At 71.0% G+C, this 16,895-nt stretch carries 15 protein-coding genes; 6 read left to right on the forward strand and 9 right to left on the reverse strand.

All coding sequences use genetic code 11. The features are described from left to right. The first annotated feature begins 335 nt into the window (after window positions 1-335). On the forward strand, window positions 336-1,094 hold the full coding sequence (locus tag STRIP9103_RS08540; protein WP_009303883.1) for a PH domain-containing protein: 759 nt from the start codon (window positions 336-338) through the stop codon (window positions 1,092-1,094). Window positions 1,095-1,182: 88 nt separating this feature from the next. Then, on the forward strand, window positions 1,183-2,898 hold the full coding sequence (locus tag STRIP9103_RS08545) for a hypothetical protein (protein ID WP_048819936.1): 1,716 nt from the start codon (window positions 1,183-1,185) through the stop codon (window positions 2,896-2,898). Window positions 2,899-2,985: 87 nt separating this feature from the next. Here the strand turns inward: STRIP9103_RS08545 and STRIP9103_RS08550 are convergent, their stop codons facing one another. The 3 genes from STRIP9103_RS08550 to STRIP9103_RS08560 all read right to left on the reverse strand — a co-directional run bounded on the left by STRIP9103_RS08550 (window position 2,986) and on the right by STRIP9103_RS08560 (window position 6,327). Beyond that, window positions 2,986-4,617: a phospho-sugar mutase gene (locus STRIP9103_RS08550; protein WP_009303893.1), complete on the reverse strand. Its 1,632-nt coding sequence runs from the start codon at window positions 4,615-4,617 to the stop codon at window positions 2,986-2,988. A gap of 280 nt (window positions 4,618-4,897) precedes the next feature. Beyond that, on the reverse strand, window positions 4,898-5,722 hold the full coding sequence (locus tag STRIP9103_RS08555) for a purine-nucleoside phosphorylase (RefSeq protein WP_009303902.1): 825 nt from the start codon (window positions 5,720-5,722) through the stop codon (window positions 4,898-4,900). Window positions 5,723-5,889: 167 nt separating this feature from the next. After that, complete coding sequence (locus STRIP9103_RS08560; RefSeq protein ID WP_009303891.1) at window positions 5,890-6,327, reverse strand: gamma-glutamylcyclotransferase; 438 nt, start codon at window positions 6,325-6,327, stop codon at window positions 5,890-5,892. Window positions 6,328-6,520: 193 nt separating this feature from the next. Between STRIP9103_RS08560 and STRIP9103_RS08565 the strand changes: the two genes are divergently transcribed. Both STRIP9103_RS08565 and STRIP9103_RS08570 read left to right on the forward strand, forming a co-directional pair. Next, a complete protein-coding gene (locus STRIP9103_RS08565; protein ID WP_048819937.1) occupies window positions 6,521-7,966 on the forward strand; it encodes an NAD(P)H-quinone dehydrogenase in 1,446 nt (481 codons plus the stop codon). Window positions 7,967-8,218: 252 nt separating this feature from the next. Then, complete coding sequence (locus tag STRIP9103_RS08570) at window positions 8,219-9,166, forward strand: DeoR/GlpR family DNA-binding transcription regulator (protein ID WP_048819938.1); 948 nt, start codon at window positions 8,219-8,221, stop codon at window positions 9,164-9,166. Between the two features lie 81 nt (window positions 9,167-9,247). Here the strand turns inward: STRIP9103_RS08570 and STRIP9103_RS08575 are convergent, their stop codons facing one another. Together STRIP9103_RS08575 and STRIP9103_RS08580 are read right to left on the reverse strand one after the other, a co-directional pair. Then, a complete protein-coding gene (locus STRIP9103_RS08575; protein WP_009303897.1) occupies window positions 9,248-9,811 on the reverse strand; it encodes a TetR/AcrR family transcriptional regulator in 564 nt (187 codons plus the stop codon). Between the two features lie 295 nt (window positions 9,812-10,106). After that, entirely contained in the window at window positions 10,107-11,882 is a 1,776-nt protein-coding gene (locus STRIP9103_RS08580) for an acetyl/propionyl/methylcrotonyl-CoA carboxylase subunit alpha (protein WP_009303901.1), read from the reverse strand. 378 nt (window positions 11,883-12,260) lie between these two features. Between STRIP9103_RS08580 and STRIP9103_RS08585 the strand changes: the two genes are divergently transcribed. Continuing rightward, a complete protein-coding gene (locus tag STRIP9103_RS08585) occupies window positions 12,261-12,800 on the forward strand; it encodes a hypothetical protein (protein WP_009303899.1) in 540 nt (179 codons plus the stop codon). A gap of 68 nt (window positions 12,801-12,868) precedes the next feature. Here STRIP9103_RS08585 and STRIP9103_RS08590 read toward each other — a convergent pair whose 3' ends face one another. The 4 genes from STRIP9103_RS08590 to STRIP9103_RS08600 form a co-directional block, all read right to left on the reverse strand. Further along, window positions 12,869-13,504, reverse strand: coding sequence for a Maf family protein (locus STRIP9103_RS08590; RefSeq protein ID WP_009303884.1), 636 nt, complete (start codon window positions 13,502-13,504; stop codon window positions 12,869-12,871). A 296-nt stretch (window positions 13,505-13,800) separates the two neighbouring features. Further along, window positions 13,801-13,929, reverse strand: a complete 129-nt coding sequence (gene mmpB, locus STRIP9103_RS53420) for a morphogenic membrane protein MmpB (protein ID WP_009303889.1) — start codon at window positions 13,927-13,929, stop codon at window positions 13,801-13,803. Between the two features lie 84 nt (window positions 13,930-14,013). After that, window positions 14,014-14,223, reverse strand: a complete 210-nt coding sequence (locus STRIP9103_RS08595; protein ID WP_009303890.1) for an acyl-CoA carboxylase epsilon subunit — start codon at window positions 14,221-14,223, stop codon at window positions 14,014-14,016. A 17-nt stretch (window positions 14,224-14,240) separates the two neighbouring features. Then, on the reverse strand, window positions 14,241-15,830 hold the full coding sequence (locus STRIP9103_RS08600) for an acyl-CoA carboxylase subunit beta (RefSeq protein ID WP_009303895.1): 1,590 nt from the start codon (window positions 15,828-15,830) through the stop codon (window positions 14,241-14,243). A 215-nt stretch (window positions 15,831-16,045) separates the two neighbouring features. On the opposite strand from STRIP9103_RS08600, the gene STRIP9103_RS08605 reads away from it, so the two are divergent. Continuing rightward, on the forward strand, window positions 16,046-16,895 hold an 850-nt coding region (locus STRIP9103_RS08605), incomplete at its 3' end, for a biotin--[acetyl-CoA-carboxylase] ligase (RefSeq protein ID WP_009303881.1).

Raw genomic sequence — 16,895 nt, forward strand, 5'->3', positions numbered from 1 at the left:
CCCCTTCCGCCGTCTTGCGGCCGGACCGCCGTTCCCATGACCGTGCCGGGTGTGGGCAGCCGTGCTGTCGTGTTGCTGTCCCAGCTGCGGGCAATCGTGCCGCCAGGGCGATGGGATGCCTCCCGCTCATGGGGCCCCTCCCACTCGAGCGAAGTCGAGATGGGGGAGGGGTGGCGCGGCGGCGTCTCGTGGCGTCGGGTTGTGCAGCCTGTGCCCGGTCGGCAGCCGTGCCGGGTGCCCTTCGTAGAGGTGTGGTGGCAACCTGTGTGCGTCGAGGTGCGGCTCGCCCCGGCCCAGCCCCTCGCTTGGTTTTCGGGTCGGGCAGAATCGGGGGTATGACCAGCCCGGAGCAAGCGTCGCCCGAGTCGGAGTCCGCGTCGGTGGATCGGAAGCGGTCGGCGGCATCGACGTCGGCGTCTTCGGTGACCCCGAAGGTTCAGTCCGCCTCGGCGCCCTCGAAGGGGCAGGCGGCGGCGCCTGCCAAGCCTGTGTACAAGGACCGGGCGTATCGGTCGCCTGCCGGACTGGTGGGGGGCGTGCTGCTGCTCGGCCTCTTCGGGTGGCTCGGTGGGGACGCCGTGGTGTCCGGGGACGGGCGTACGCCCTGGCTGGCGCTCGCGGCGTTGTTGTTCGGGGTGCCGTTGGTGGCCGCGTTCTCGGTGCGGCCCGCTGTGTTCGCCAATGATGATCGGCTGCGGGTTCGTAATCCGCTTCGGGTGATCGAGCTGCCCTGGGCCGCCGTGGTGTCGCTGCGGTCGGGGTACACCAACGAGGTCGTCGACCAGAGCGGGACCAAGTACCAGCTGTGGGCCATTCCCGTTTCGTTGCGGGCCCGGAAGAAGGCCGCTCGGCGGCAGGCCCGGGAGGCTGGGCGGGCTGCGGCCCAGGGCGACAGCAGCGGTCGTACGTCCTTGGTGGAGCAGCCCGTGCGGGCCGAGACCGATCAGATCATGGCTGACCTGCGGGTGTTGTGCGAGGCGCGGGCCAAGGCGGCGGGGTCCCAGGGGGAGCCCAGTGTGCGGTGGGCCTGGGAGGTCATGGGGCCGGCGGCGGCCGGGGCCGTGTTGTTGGTGGTTCTGGTACTGCTCGGCTGAGCATCGCCGGGGGTGAGAGGTTCCTGGGTCCGGGCCGTACGGTCGTGCGAGCGACAACAACAGTGACGGTCCGAGTGTCTAGGTAGTGATGAGCACGAATCTCGAGTCCCCGGGGCGGCCCCTGCGACGGCTGCCCGAGTCCGCCGTACCCGAGGGCTGCCCCGCCTGGAGCGGGGAGCACGTACGGCTGTGGACGGGGGCGCAGGCTCCGGCGTGGGTGCCGGTGCGGACGCGGACCCTGCCGCTGATCGCCGTGGCCCTGGTCGGCCTGATCGCCGGCTTCTGGCTGGCCGACTCCAGGAATGTGCCTCCCGCCGTCGCCGCGCTCGTCCCCCTGCAACTGATGTGGATGCTCGTACGCCCCGAGATCGTACGGATATCCGCGCCCCTGCTGACCTTCCTCCTCGCCTGGTACGGCGGCATGCACGACCCGGCGGTCGTCGTGGGCTTCCTCGCCATCAACGCCACCTGGGCGGTGGTCGAGTTCCGGCTGAGCGCGGGACGGATGCAGCGGCGATGGGCCGTGGGCGCCGCCGGGGGTGTGACGGCGAGGGTGCCGGACGGGGTCGGGCCGCTGCGGCGCGGACGGTTCCTCATCGCGCTGGGGATCGGGCTCGTCGTTCTCGGAGCCGTGTTCGTCTTCCTCGTGTCCGGGTCGGAGACCGGTGTGGACCGGCAGGAGGCGACGCTCCTCGGCTGGTTCGTGGTCGGCTGGGGCCTGACGTCGCTGCTCGCCGGGTGGCTCGGGCGACGCCGGGCCGCCGCGCTGCGGGGCGCCCCCGTGCCTGTGCTGCGGGTCCTCATGCGGGACGGCGCCAACGGTGACGTCGAGGTCTTCGCCGCCGATGACATCGCCGCGCTGCGGCCCCTGTTCACCGTCTCCGTCGAGGAGTGGTACGCCGACGAGGACGAGGATGAGGACGAGGAGGCGCGTCGGGTCAGGGCGGAGGAGATGGACGCGTTGCTCGACTCGATCGAGAACGACGAGCAGCCCGGGCCGCTGCGGGAGGCCGTGCTGTACGGGGCCCCGTACGACGGCGGCGAGATCGTGATCGTCAGCGCGCCCGAGGACGCGGAGCAGCCGGGCGGTACGGACGAGGACGGGGACTCGACGGACGAGGAGATCGTCGTGGAGTCCTCGATCGGGCCGGTGCGGGCGCTGTCCGAGCGGGCCGTGCGGCTGCGGATCCGTGCGGAGAAGGCTCGGGCACGGCGGGCCGCGGCTTTCGCGGACCGGCGTGCGGCCGCTGCCGCCATGACGGCCGAGCGGCTGGGCTCGGGTGCCGTACGGCGCTGGCGGGCCGGCTGGCTGGACTGGGCCGTCTGCCTGCTGGGGATGGTGTGGGCGGCCGTGCTGGTGCTCGGCGAGGGCGGGGGCTGGCGCTACATCCCGGGCGCCGTCATCGGGCTCGTCGGCGCGCTCATGCTGCCCGGCATGGCCGCCTGGCGTATCACCGCCGACCGGGACGGCCTCTGGCTCAACGGCACGCTCAGGACCCGGCACATCGCCTGGGACCACCTCATGACCGTCAAGTGCGAGGGCGCCGAGCTGAAGGTGGACAGCCGCCGGGCACGGTTCAGCGGGGCGTGGACCATGTACGCGCCGAGGTGGGCCCGGCTGGAGCGGCGGCTCGGACTGATCCACCCGTACGAGAGGGTCGCCGCCGAACTCACCGCCATGTGGAAGAACCCCGACCTCCGGCCCACCGAGGCGAGCGGCGAACACGAACGGGGCCGGGCGTTGTGGCCGCTGGGTGTGGTGCTGGCCTTGGTGTGGGTGGCGGCGCTGGTGCTGGTGCCGTAGCCGAGGCCCAGGACGATGGGGGAAGCCCCGGCCGGGGTTCGGTCGGGGCTTCCTGGTGTCGCGGGGGGTGTCGGATTCCCCTTCGGTTCAGATGCCTGCCGCCGCCGACAGGTCCTGCTTGATCCTCGCCAGCAGGGCCGTCGCCTTCGCGCGGGCCTCGGGGAGGTCGGCGTGGGCGGGGACCGGGACGACGACCTCCAGATAGCACTTGAGCTTGGGCTCGGTGCCGCTGGGGCGGACGATGACGCGGGCGCCGTCGAGGGTGTAGCGCAGGCCGTCGGTGGGCGGGAGCTTGTCGGTGCCCCGGGTGAGGTCCTCGGCCTTGGTGATGGTGAGACCGGCCAGGGCGGTCGGGGGCTGCTCACGGAGCCGTTCCATGGCGCGGGCGATGAGCGACAGGTCCTGGACGCGGACCGAGAGCTGGTCGGTGGCGTGCAGACCGTGCTCGACGGCGATGTCGTCCAGGAGGTCGAGGAGGGTACGGCCCTCCTCCTTCAGCTGCGAGGCCAGTTCGGTGATGGCCAGGGCCGCGGTGATGCCGTCCTTGTCCCGTACGCCCTCGGGGTCGACGCAGTAGCCGAGGGCCTCCTCGTAGCCGTAGCGCAGACCGTCGACGCGGGCGATCCACTTGAAGCCGGTGAGGGTCTCCTCGTAGGCGAGGCCGGCCTTCTCGGCGATACGGCCCAGGAGGGAGGACGAGACGATCGACTCGGCGAAGGTGCCGCGGGCCCCACGCCTCACCAGATGGGTCGCGAGGAGCGCGCCGACCTCGTCGCCGCGCAGCATGCGCCAGTCGGCGCCGTCCTCGACGGCCACGGCACAGCGGTCGGCGTCCGGGTCGTTGGCGATGACCAGGTCGGGGTCGGTCTCGCGGGCCTTCGCGAAGGCGAGGTCCATGGCGCCCGGCTCTTCCGGGTTGGGGAAGGCGACGGTCGGGAAGTCCGGATCAGGGTCGGCCTGCTCGGCGACGAGGACGGGCGTGGGGAAACCGGCTCGGGCGAAGGCCGCGAGGAGGGTGTCCTTGCCGACGCCGTGCATGGCCGTGTACACCGTGCGGGCGGTACGGGGGGAGCCGTCGGCGAGGACGGCGTCCGTACGGGCGAGATAGGCGTCGAGGACGGTGTCGTCGAGGGTCTCCCAGCCGGACGTCGGGCGGGGTACGTCGTCGAGGGACCGTACGGCGTCGATCTCGGCCGCGATCTCGGCGTCGGCCGGGGGGACGATCTGTGAACCGTCGCCCAGGTAGACCTTGTAGCCGTTGTCGCGGGGCGGGTTGTGGCTGGCGGTGACCTCCACGCCGGCCACCGCGCCGAGGTGCCTTATGGCGAAGGCCAGCACCGGGGTCGGCAGCGGGCGGGGGAGGACGGCCGCGCGCAGGCCGGCGCCGGTCATGACCGCCGCCGTGTCGAGGGCGAAGTCGGCGGACTTGTGGCGGGCGTCGTAGCCGATGACGACGAGGCCGCCGCCGTGACCCTGCTTGGCCAGGTACGCGGCGAGACCGGCCGCGGCGCGGATGACCACCGAGCGGTTCATCCGCATCGGACCGGCGCCGAGTTCCCCCCGGAGACCGGCGGTGCCGAACTGGAGGGTGCCGCTGAAGCGTGCGGTGAGCTCCGCGGTGTCCCCGGCGTCGATCAGTTTCGCGAGTTCCGCGCGGGTGTCCGCGTCGGGGTCCTCGGCCAGCCACGCCTTGGCCCGCGCGATGAGTTCGTCCTGCACGTTGGGGTCCAACCTCTCTTGGTTCGTGTGCCGGTGGGAGTGGGCCGGGCGCCTATGAGCTCGGGGCGTTCGGGTTCGGGGCGGCTGCGGGTTGCAAGGGGGTGCCCCCAGGCCTTCAGAGGCGCGGGGAACCGCGCGAGCAACCCACCACAACCCGCACGTACCCATCTCACCGCAGACACCCCATCACCCCCAGCGGGGGCCCCGGGGCGCAGCCCCCAGGAGCGGGGTCGAAGGGGCGCCGCCCCTGGGACGGGAAGGGCAAGGGCGGCGGGGGCGCCTACAGACGGTTCAGGACCTGCGTCAGCAGCTCGCCCATGCGGGTCGCGGAGTCGCGGCCGGCCTGGAGGACCTCTTCGTGGTTCAGCGGCTCACCCGTCATACCGGCGGCGAGATTGGTGACCAGGGAGATCCCCAGCACCTCGGCCCCCGCCTCACGCGCGGCGATGGCCTCCAGAACCGTCGACATGCCCACCAGATCCGCACCGATGACACGGGCCATCCGGATCTCCGCCGGCGTCTCGTAGTGCGGCCCGGTGAACTGCGCGTACACACCCTCCTCGAGGGAGGGGTCGATCTCCTTGCACAGCGCCCGCAGACGCGGCGAGTAGAGATCGGTGAGGTCGACGAAGTTCGCGCCGACGATCGGCGACGTGGCCGTCAGGTTCAGATGGTCGCTGATCAGCACCGGCTGCCCGGGACGCATGCCCTCGCGCAGCCCACCGCAGCCGTTGGTGAGGACGATCGTCTTGACGCCGGCGGCGACGGCCGTACGGACGCCGTGCGCGACGGCGGCGACATCGCGGCCCTCGTAGTAGTGGGTGCGGCCCAGGAAGACGAGCGCGCGCTTGTCACCGATCTTGTACGAGCGGATCTTGCCGCCGTGGCCCTCGACCGCCGGCGGCGGGAAACCGGGCAGCTCGGTGACCTGGAACTCGGCCTCGGGGGCGCCGAGCGCGTCCACGGCCGGGGCCCAGCCGGAGCCCATCACGAGGGCGACGTCGTGGGTCTCGGCGCCCGTGAGCTCCCGCAGGCGCGCGGCGGCTGTGTCGGCGGCGGCGTACGGGTCGCCCTGGATGTCGTCCGGAAGAAGAGAAGCGTTCACGCGATGAGAGTATCCGGTCTCGGCCTACGCGCGTAGATGTCAAGCCTCACGGGATCGGGATCGTTGTCTGGTCGTTTCCGACAAACGGGGGCGGGGGCGGGCCGTGAAGTCGGTCCTCGGTGACGAGCACGTCCCCGTCGCCGCACACCTCGACCCGTCGCGCGGCGTCAGCACGGCCGCTTGCGGAGCTCCATCACGTAGTCGTGCGGTGCTCCCGCCGACTCGGCGGCGTCGGCGATCTCGCCCAGGTAGCGGGCCGAGGGGAGGCCGCCCTCGTAGCCGTTGAGGACGTAGGCCCAGGCCGGTTCCTCGCCGTCGAGGGTGTGCGCGCGGACCCGCGTCCGGCGGTAGATGTCGAGGCCTGTGCCCACCCAGCGGTCCAGCGCCTCCTCGTCCATGGGGGCGATGTCGTACAGCGCCACGAAGACCTGGGAGCCGGGGGCTTCGACGACCGTGGCGAGCGCGCCCTCCCAGCCCATGTGTTCGCCGCCGAAGGTCAGCCGCCAGTCGTTCAGCCAGCCGGTCGCGCGCAGCGGGGAATGGGGTGCGCGGCGGGACATGAGCCGGGCGTCGAGATTGGCGGCGTACGCGGCGTAGAGCGACATGGGGAGAGATTACGGGAGGGGGGTGCGTGGCGCCGGGTGCCTGATGGCGTGGTGGGGAGTGTGGTGTGGCGGCTGCGGGTGTGCCGTGGCTGCTCGCTCCCACGCGGCGGAGCCGCGTATGTCGCAGCCGCGTGCCCCTTTCAGGGGTGCCGTGTACCCCCGGCGCAGTAGCACCGCCCTCCCGTACGGGACAATGGAGTACGTGACTCGGATCGTGATCATCGGTGGTGGGCCCGGCGGCTATGAAGCGGCGCTGGTGGCCGCGCAGCTGGGGGCTGAGGTGACCGTCGTGGACTGCGACGGTCTGGGCGGGGCGTCGGTGCTGACCGACTGCGTGCCGTCGAAGACTCTCATCGCGACCGCAGAGGTGATGACCACCTTCGATTCCTCCTACGAGGAGCTGGGGATCGTCGTCGCCGACGACACCCCGCCCCTGGAGCAGGCCGCGCGGGTCGTGGGCGTCGACCTCGGCAAGGTCAACCGGCGTGTGAAGCGGCTCGCGCTGGCGCAGTCGCACGACATCACGGCGTCCGTGACACGCGCCGGCGCACGGGTCATGCGCGGGCGCGGGCGGCTGGAGGGCCAGCAGGATCTGGACGGGTCGCGGAAGGTGGTCGTCCGCGCGGCGGACGGGTCCGAGGAGACCCTGACCGCCGACGCCGTGCTCATCGCCACCGGTGGCCACCCACGTGAGCTGCCCGACGCGCAGCCCGACGGGGAGCGGATCCTCAACTGGACGCAGGTGTACGACCTCGACGAGCTGCCGGAAGAGCTGATCGTGGTCGGGTCGGGTGTGACCGGTGCCGAGTTCGCCGGTGCCTATCAGGCGCTCGGATCGCGTGTCACGCTCGTGTCCAGCCGTGATCGCGTGCTGCCGGGTGAGGACCCGGACGCCGCCGCCGTCCTCGAAGACGTGTTCCGGCGGCGCGGCATGAACGTCATGGCGCGGTCCCGGGCCCAGTCCGCCAAACGGGTGGGAGACCGGGTCGAGGTCACGCTCGCCGACGGACGCGTCATCACCGGCACGCACTGCCTGATGGCCGTCGGCGCCATCCCCAACAGCGCGGGCATGGGGCTGGAGGGGGCCGGGGTCAAGCTCAAGGACTCCGGGCACATCTGGACCGACAAGGTCTCCCGGACCACGGCTCCCGGCGTGTACGCCGCCGGTGACGTGACCGGTGTGTTCGCCCTCGCCTCCGTGGCCGCCATGCAGGGCCGTATCGCCATGTACCACTTCCTCGGCGACGCCGTGGCCCCGCTGAACCTCAAGACCGTCTCCTCCAACGTCTTCACCGACCCCGAGATCGCCACCGTCGGCTACACCCAGGCCGACCTCGACGCCGGTGTCATCGAGGCCGTCGGGGTGAAGCTGCCGCTGCTGCGCAACCCGCGCGCCAAGATGCAGGGCATCCGGGACGGCTTCGTCAAGATCTTCTGCCGGCCGGGCACCGGCATCGTGGTGGGTGGCGTCGTGGTCTCCCCGCGCGCCTCGGAACTCATCCACCCCATCTCGATCGCGGTCGACAACAACCTGACCGTCGAACAGATCGCGAACGCCTTCACCGTGTACCCGTCCCTGTCGGGCTCGATCGCCGAAGTCGCGCGACAGCTGCACACGCGCAAGTCCGGCGGCGTCTGAGAGGGCCGATCCGAGGGTTCCCAGGGCTCCGGCTCCGAGGGCTCCGAGGGCTCCGAGGGGTTCGCGAGAGCGCGGGTGTGACGTCGTATGGGCTCCTATCGGCTCGTTGCGTCATAGAAGGGCCCTATATCACTTCTCGCCCTACCGTGCGAACAACTTCTGTTATTCGGCGCAAACTGCTGAAAGCAGACGGTCGTTGGCGTTACTGTCAGTTTCGTGTTCGCTGCAGAACGTCGCCAATTGATCCTCGAAATGGTGCGAGCCAATGGAGCCGTGTCGCTCCGTGAGCTCGCCCGCGTCGTCCAGACCTCCGAAGTGACCGTACGGCGGGACGTGCGCGCTCTGGAGGCCGAAGGACTCCTCGACCGCCGGCACGGCGGTGCGGTATTGCCGGGCGGGTTCACGCGGGAGTCCGGCTTTCCGCAGAAATCTCATCTCGCGACCGCCGAGAAGACGGCCATCGCCGACCTCGCCGCGGGCTTCGTCGAAGAGGGCGAGGCCATCGTGGTCGGGGCCGGGACCACCACGCAGGAGCTGGCACGCCGGCTCGCGCGGGTCCCCGGGCTGACCGTCGTCACCAACTCCCTGCTGGTGGCCCAGGCGCTGGCCCACGCCAACCGTGTGGAGGTCGTGATGACCGGCGGCACCCTGCGCGGTTCCAACTACGCCCTGGTCGGCTCCGGAGCCGAGCAGTCCCTCCAGGGGCTGCGCGTCTCCAAGGCCTTTCTCTCCGGGAGCGGACTGACTGCCGAGCGCGGCCTGTCCACGTCCAACATGCTGTCGGCGTCCGTCGACCGCGCGCTGGTCCAGGCCGCCGCCGAGGTCGTCGTCCTCGCCGATCACACCAAGCTCGGCACCGACACGATGTTCCAGACGGTGCCGACCGATGTGATCACCCGGCTGGTCACCGACGATCCACCCGGCCACGACGACCGTGCGGTCACCGAGTTGCAGGCCCTCGCCGATCAGGGTGTGCAGATCTCCGTGGCCGGGGCATCGGGGGGCAGCGGTACGGGAGGCGATCCCGTTCCGGCGCGCCAGTCGCGCCGGGACATGCCACTTCCCGGGCCGCGCCGCAACCAGGTCCATGGCTCCTCGCCCCAGTTGCGCACCGCCACGGTCCTGGGGGAACAGCCGCCGACGGCCGGCGACCGGGAGAGGGAACGCGCGGCCCGGGTCGCGGACCTGCGGCGCCGGTAGCCTCCGGCGAGTGCGCCGGGCGCGACGGGTTCGGGCGTCGTGGGCCGTTCCGGTGGTTCGTCCTGCGCGCGGTTCTTCGCGTCACGGCTTCAGGCCGTGCAGCGTCAGGGTCAGCAGGCGGTCGGCCAGCTCCGGGTCGTCCGGGGTCTCCTCGGCCGCCAGCGCGATGGCGTGGGTGAGCTGGAGCAGATCACCGATCGACACACCGGGGCGTACGGTGCCGGCGTGCTGCGCACGGCTCAGCAGGGCGGCGCCCGCCTCCCGGAGGGGGGCGCAGCACCGGGCCAGCTCCGACGTGGCTTCCGTGGTGCCGGGGTCGATGTACGACACCGTCATCAGGGCGCGGGACAGGCCTCGGTATTCACTCGAGTGGGTGATGACGTCGCGCAGCCACGAGACGAGGGCGGCGCAGGGCTGAGGTGCGGTCAGGTGTTCCCGGGCACGGGCCAGGAGGTCGCCCACGGTGTCCTCGATGACCGCGCTCAACAGGGCCTGACGGTTGGGGAAGTGGCGGTAGAGGGTGCCGATGCCCACGCCTGCGCGGCGGGCGATGTCTTCGAGAGAGGCGTTCGTTCCCTGGGCCGCGAAGGTTGTGCGGGCCTCGGCGAGCAGGCGCTGACGGTTGCGGCGGGCGTCGGCTCGCATGGGACGTGGCCCCTCCGGGGGCTGGGTCGGGGTGGTGCTCGCCATGGTGTTCACCTGCTCTCTTCGCTGGGTGTGCCTTCAGCCTAAGAGCTCGGGTGATGGGGTCGGTTGGCGGCTGCGGGTTTGTTGTCGGTTGCTCGGGCCCCCGCGGCGGAGCCGCACATCGACACAGCTCCGCGCCCCTGAAGGGGCGCGTCCCTGGGCCGGAAGCGCCGAGTTGCCGGGAATGTCGAGCGCCCGGGCGCTGGTCGTGCCAGTTCACCCGGGCGCTCGACAGTGTCGTACGGCGGTGGTGTCAGTCCTTGATCTCGCAGATCGCGGCGCCCGAGGTGACCGACGCGCCCACCTCCGCGCTCAGGCCCTTGATCGTGCCGGAGCGGTGGGCGTTGAGGGGCTGCTCCATCTTCATGGCCTCCAGGACGACGACCAGGTCGCCCTCCTTGACCTCCTGGCCCTCCTCGACGGCGACCTTGACGATCGTGCCCTGCATGGGGGAGGCGAGGGTGTCGCCGGAGGCGACCGGGCCCGACTTCTTCGCCGCGCGGCGCTTGGGCTTGGCGCCTGCGGCGAGGCCCGTACGGGCCAGGGTCATACCGAGGGAGGCGGGCAGGGAGACCTCCAGACGCTTGCCGCCGACCTCGACGACGACCGTCTCACGGCCGGTCTCCTCATCGGCCTCGGTGGCGTCGGCCGGGGCCGCGAAGGGCTTGATCTCGTTGACGAACTCGGTCTCGATCCAGCGGGTGTGGACCGTGAACGGGTCGGTGGAGCCGGTGAGTTCGGGGGCGAACGCCGGGTCGGTGACGACCGCGCGGTGGAAGGGGATGGCGGTGGCCATGCCTTCGACGGTGAACTCGTTCAGGGCGCGGGCGGCGCGCTGGAGGGCCTGCCGGCGGGTGGCGCCGGTGATGATCAGTTTGGCGAGGAGGGAGTCCCACGCCGGGCCGATGACCGAGCCGGACTCCACGCCGGCGTCGAGGCGGACGCCGGGGCCGGTGGGCGGGGCGAAGGTGGTGACCGTGCCGGGGGCCGGGAGGAAGTTGCGGCCCGGGTCCTCGCCGTTGATGCGGAACTCGAAGGAGTGGCCGCGCAGCGGCGGGTCGTCGTAGCCCAGTTCCTCGCCGTCGGCGATGCGGAACATCTCGCGGACCAGGTCGATGCCGGTGACCTCCTCGGTGACCGGGTGCTCGACCTGGAGGCGGGTGTTGACCTCCAGGAAGGAGATCGTGCCGTCCGCGCCGACCAGGAACTCCACGGTGCCCGCGCCGACGTAGCCGGCTTCCTTCAGGATCGCCTTGGAGGCCGCGTACAGCTGCGCGTTCTGCTCGTCCGACAGGAACGGTGCCGGGGCCTCCTCGACCAGCTTCTGGTGGCGGCGCTGGAGGGAGCAGTCACGGGTGGAGACGACCACCACGTTGCCGTGCGTGTCGGCCAGGCACTGGGTCTCGACGTGGCGGGGCTTGTCGAGGTAGCGCTCGACGAAGCACTCGCCCCGGCCGAAGGCCGCGACCGCCTCGCGCACGGCCGAGTCGTACAGCTCGGGGACCTCTTCGAGGGTGCGGGCGACCTTCAGGCCGCGTCCGCCGCCGCCGAACGCCGCCTTGATGGCGATCGGCAGACCGTGCTCCTCGGCGAACGCCACGACCTCCTCCGCACCGGACACCGGGTCGGGCGTGCCGGCGACCAGCGGGGCACCGGCGCGCTGGGCGATATGACGGGCCGCCACCTTGTCACCCAGATCGCGGATCGCCTGCGGCGGCGGGCCGATCCAGATCAGGCCCGCGTCCAGGACCGCCTGGGCGAACTCCGCGTTCTCCGAGAGGAAGCCGTAGCCCGGGTGGATCGCGTCCGCGCCGGAGTCCTTCGCCGCCTGCAGCACCTTGGCGATGTCCAGGTAGCTGCTCGCCGGAGTGTCACCGCCCAGGGCGAACGCCTCGTCCGCCGCGCGCACATGCAGTGCGTCCCGGTCCGGATCGGCGTACACGGCCACGCTCGCGATCCCGGCGTCCCGGCACGCCCGGGCGACGCGGACAGCGATTTCGCCTCGGTTGGCGATCAACACCTTGCGCACGATGGCTCCCTCTCCTTGAAACAAGCCGAGTTTAGGGACTGCCGACACGGCGTTTCGACCCGTCCTCAATGGTGAGCTTGCCCACACGGAGCGTGAAACGAGGCTCGCTCGACCGGCGAAATCCCTTGTCGTACCGCGTCACGTAGGACTCCACACGAAAACCCTAGCCCTCTCATGTGGTCAAGGTCTCTGTGCGGCCGCGCTGCGGCCCGGTTCGTTTCTTTGTGGAGTCCCTACTAATGGCCCAACGAATCTTTGCTGTCGTGAGAACCCTTGTCCCGGGGTTTACCCGTTAGTAGCGTTCGCGATGTCTCGAACACCTACCTGGAGTAACGGGCGCGGTGCGGCAGGACGGGAAATGGGAGTGGGTGGGGAGCGGTGATCCGCAGACCGGTGGCGGTGGTCACGGCGATCGTGCTGTTCGCGGAGGCGCTCGGGATCGCCGGGCTGCAGTGGTTCCTCGGTACGGTCGTCGATCGGCAGCAGATGTCGCTGGCCGGGCTCGATCCGGACGCGATGTCGGTGGGGTCCAAGGCCGGCGGTGTCCTCTTCGGCCTCTACTTCGCCTTCTGCGGGCTCGTCGCGCTGCTTGTCGCCGTGCGGGGGCGGCCTGCCGCCGGGCTCGGGCGGATCCTTCTCATCAGCGTCGCCGTGGTGCACGGGCTGCTCGGGGCGTTCACCGTTGGGCTGGTGGGGTGGGGGGCGTTCGCGTTCATGATGGTCGCGTTGGCGCTCGTCGTGCTCACGTTGATGACGTATGACCGGCGGGACGGTCGCGACGAGGTCGCCGATGCGGTGCCGGTGGCTGGGGGGCCGGAGGGCGGGGCGACGGGTGGGGGTGACGGCGGTCTTGGCGGGGACTCGTCGGGGGGTCCGGATCAGCCTGCTCCGGCGCCCCCGGCGGCCGGGGGGTCCTGAGGCGCTTCTGGGCGCCCTGGGCGTTCTCGGTGCTTTGGTGTCCTCAGTGCTTTGGGCGTTCCGGTGCTCTAGGTGTTCTGGGCTTTCTGGGTGGGGGGCCACAACTCTGTGATGCCTACGTTCAGTTGGGACAGTAGGCGGCGTACGAGGGGGAGGCTGATGCCGATGACGTTGCCGTGGTCGCCCTCGATGCCGTCGATGAACGGGGCCGAGCGGCCGTCAAGCGTGAACGCGCCTGCCACGTAGAGGGGTTCGCCGGAGGCCACGTATGCGGCGATCTCGTCGTCGGTGGGGTCGCCGAAGTGGACGACCGTGGAGGCGAGGGCGGATACGTGCCGGTTGGTCGCGGTGTCCCAGACGCAGTGGCCGGTCTGGAGGGTGCCGGCGCGACCGCGCATCGACTTCCAGCGGGCCGTGGCCTCCTCGGCGTCGGCCGGTTTGCCGAGGGCCTCGCCGTCGAGGTCGAGCACCGAGTCGCAGCCGATGACGATGGCGCCCTTGACCTCTGGCTTCGCCGCGACGACGGAGGCCTTGGCCTCGGCGAGGGCGAGGGCCAGGTCGGCGGGGGTGGGGGCGGTGACGGCGTCCTCGTCCACGCCGCTGACGATCACCTCGGGGTCCAGGCCGGCCTGGCGGAGCAGGTTGAGCCGGGCGGGGGACTGCGAGGCGAGTACCAGGCGGCGACGGGGGTGGGATTGGGTCATGGGGTCAGGGTATCCAGGTGGGGTGCCTCTGGCGGGCGCCCCTTGAGTAGCGGCTGCGCCGCTGTTCGCCCGCGGGTGCGGGGTGCCTCTGGCGGTTGGGCGGGGCGCCTTCGGTGGGTTGGGGGGTCGGGGCCGTGCCGGTGCGTCAGCCCGTCGCCAGGTGCCCTACGGCCCGGGGTGTGGGGGTTGGACCTTTCTGTGTTTCTCTACGCGACGGGCTTGACGCACCGGCACGGCCCCTTCCGCCGTCTTGCGGCCGGACCGCCGTTCCCATGACCGTGCCGGGTGCTGCGGGGTTACAGGATTCCGAGGACCAGCATTGCCAGGAGCATGGCCAGGGCTATGAGGAGGCCGAGGCGGTGGAGCATGGCTTGGGTGTCTCGGAGGTCTTTGGGGGGTTTGTTTTCGGGGTCGGACCAGAGCATGGATCCGATGGTGCGGGGTGGGGTGGGGCAGGCGCCTGAGTATGGGTACTCAAGTTGGTGCCCGGCCCACCCCGCAAGGGTGGGTCAGGTGGGCCAGTAGGTGCGGCTCCACGCCGTGGGGCCCGGCGCCGGCAGGCGGTGCGTGGTGATGCGGGCCGGGTCGGACCAGGAGTCGCGCGGGCCGGTGGCGCCGGGCGGCTCGGTGGCTGCCGCCGCGGCGCGGGCTCGGACCACCGCCAGTGCGGCGGCCAACTCCTCGGGGGTCGGGTTGCCCCGTAGGACCTTGATGGTCATGTCGGCTCCCAGCAGAGCTAGAGGGGGATGTTGCCGTGCTTCTTCGGGGGGAGGGTTTCGCGTTTGGTGCGGAGTTGGCGCAGGCCGCGGACGATGTGGCGGCGGGTGTCGGAGGGCATGATCACCGCGTCGATGTAGCCGCGTTCGGCCGCCGTGTAGGGGTTGAGGAGGGTGTCCTCGTACTCCTGGATCAGACGGGCGCGCACCTCCTCGCGTTCGTCCTCGGGAGCGGCGGCGATGGTGCGGCGGTGGAGGATGTTGACCGCGCCCTGGGCGCCCATGACGGCGATCTGGGCGGTGGGCCAGGCGAGGTTGAGGTCGGCGCCGAGGTGCTTGGAGCCCATGACGTCGTAGGCGCCGCCGAAGGCCTTGCGGGTGATGACCGTGATCAGGGGGACGGTGGCTTCCGCGTAGGCGTAGATCAGTTTGGCGCCTCGGCGGATGATCCCCTCGTGCTCCTGGCCCACGCCGGGGAGGAAGCCCGGGACGTCCACGAAGGTCAGGACCGGGACGTTGAAGGCGTCGCACGTGCGGACGAAGCGGGCCGCCTTCTCGGAGGCGTTGATGTCGAGACAGCCCGCGAACTGCATGGGCTGGTTGGCGACGATGCCCACGGGGTGGCCCTCGACGCGGCCGAAGCCGGTGAGGATGTTGGGCGCGAAGAGGGGCTGGGTCTCGAAGAACTCACTGTCGTCGAGGATGTGTTCGACGATCGTGTGCATGTCGTACGGCTGGTTCGCGCTGTCGGGGACGAGTGTGTCCAGCTCGCGGTCCTCGTCAGTGAGGGTGAGGTCCGCCTGTTCCGGGTACGCCGGGGGCTCGCTGAGGTTGTTCGACGGGAGGTAGGACAGGAGCTGCTTGACGTACTCGATGGCGTCCTTCTCGTCCCCCGCCATGTGGTGGGCCACGCCCGAGGTCGCGTTGTGCGTGCGGGCGCCGCCCAGTTCCTCGAAGCCGACGTCCTCGCCGGTGACCGTCTTGATGACGTCGGGGCCGGTGATGAACATGTGCGAGGTCTGGTCGACCATGACCGTGAAGTCGGTGATCGCCGGGGAGTAGACCGCGCCGCCCGCGCACGGGCCGACGACCAGGCTGATCTGCGGGATGACGCCGGACGCGTGCGTGTTGCGGCGGAAGATCTCGCCGTACATGCCGAGGGCCATGACGCCCTCCTGGATACGGGCGCCGCCGGAGTCGTTGATGCCGATGACGGGGCAGCCCGTCTTGAGGGCGAAGTCCATGGCCTTCATGATTTTTTGGCCGAAGACTTCGCCGAGCGAGCCGCCGAGGACCGTGAAGTCCTGGGAGAAGACGGCCACCGGGCGCCCGTCGACGGTTCCGTAGCCGGTGACCACGCCGTCGCCGTACGGGCGGTTCTTCTCCATGCCGAAGTCGGTGGAGCGGTGCCGGGCGAACTCGTCGAACTCCACGAAGGAGTCCTCGTCGAGAAGCAGTTCGATCCGCTCACGGGCCGTCAACTTGCCCTTGGCGTGTTGTTTTTCCACCGCGCGCTCGGAGCCGGCATGCGTCGCCTCATGGATACGGCGCTGCAGATCCGCGAGCTTCCCCGCGGTCGTGTGAATGTCGATCTCTTCCGGCTCGGACATCGGGATGCGGCTCCCTGCCTGCTCAGTGGGACGTGAGGGTGACGTGTGGGGGGATGTGGGGGCTTGTCGTGGGTGGCGCGTGTCGGGGATGCGTGCGGGTTGTTCAGTGAGCGTTGACTGGTAGTGCTCAGAAGTAGACCTGGTTACTCATCCGTAGCGTAGTGCTGCGCCTACGGTTCGGCAGTGCGGCGTTTACCACACCTAGGGTGGGTTGCATGACGCCGCGAGATGCCTCAGCCGACAGCAACGACAAGCCCACCGGTCAGCCGTACGGGAGGACCGGCGGCAGCCGCTGGTCCGACCTGGAACGGCCTCCGCTCAACGCCGCCGGTCTGCGCCGGGCACTGGTGCGGGAGGGCGGGCTGTGGAGCTCCCTGGACGTGGTGCCGGTCATCGGTTCCACCAACACCGAGCTCGTGGGGCGGGCCGATCGGCTGCCCGAAGGGGCCGTGCTCGTCGCCGAGGAGCAGAACGCCGGGCGTGGGCGGCTCGACCGTGTCTGGACGGCGCCGGCGCGGTCCGGGCTCTTCTTCTCCGCGCTGCTCAGGCCGGGGGACGTGCCCGTCGAGCGCTGGGGGTGGCTGCCGCTGCTGACCGGCGTCGCCGTGGCGACCGGGTTGTCCCGGGCCGCCGGGGTCGATACGGCACTCAAATGGCCCAATGACCTGCTGGTGACTGTGGACGGTGAGGAGCGGAAGGCCGGGGGGATTCTCGCGGAGCGGGCGGGGGTGGACGGGGTTGTCGTCGGGGTCGGGATCAATGTGAGTCTCCGGGCCGATGAGCTGCCCGTACCCACGGCCGGGTCGCTGGCGCTCGCCGGGGCCGTGAGTACGGATCGGGATCCGTTGTTGCGGGCTGTGTTGCGGGCGTTGGAGGAGTGGTACGGGCGGTGGCGGGGGGCGGGAGGCGATCCGGGCGGTAGTGGGTTGCAGGAGATGTATGTGGCTGGGTGTGCCACGTTGGGGCGGAAGGTGCGCGCGGAGATGCCCGGGGGACGGGTGGTGGTGGGGGAGGCCGTGGCTGTGGATGGGGATGGGCGGTTGGTCATCGCGGTGGGGGATGGGG

Origin of the sequence: Streptomyces ipomoeae 91-03, assembly GCF_000317595.1 — a bacterium.
Classification (GTDB): domain Bacteria; phylum Actinomycetota; class Actinomycetes; order Streptomycetales; family Streptomycetaceae; genus Streptomyces; species Streptomyces ipomoeae.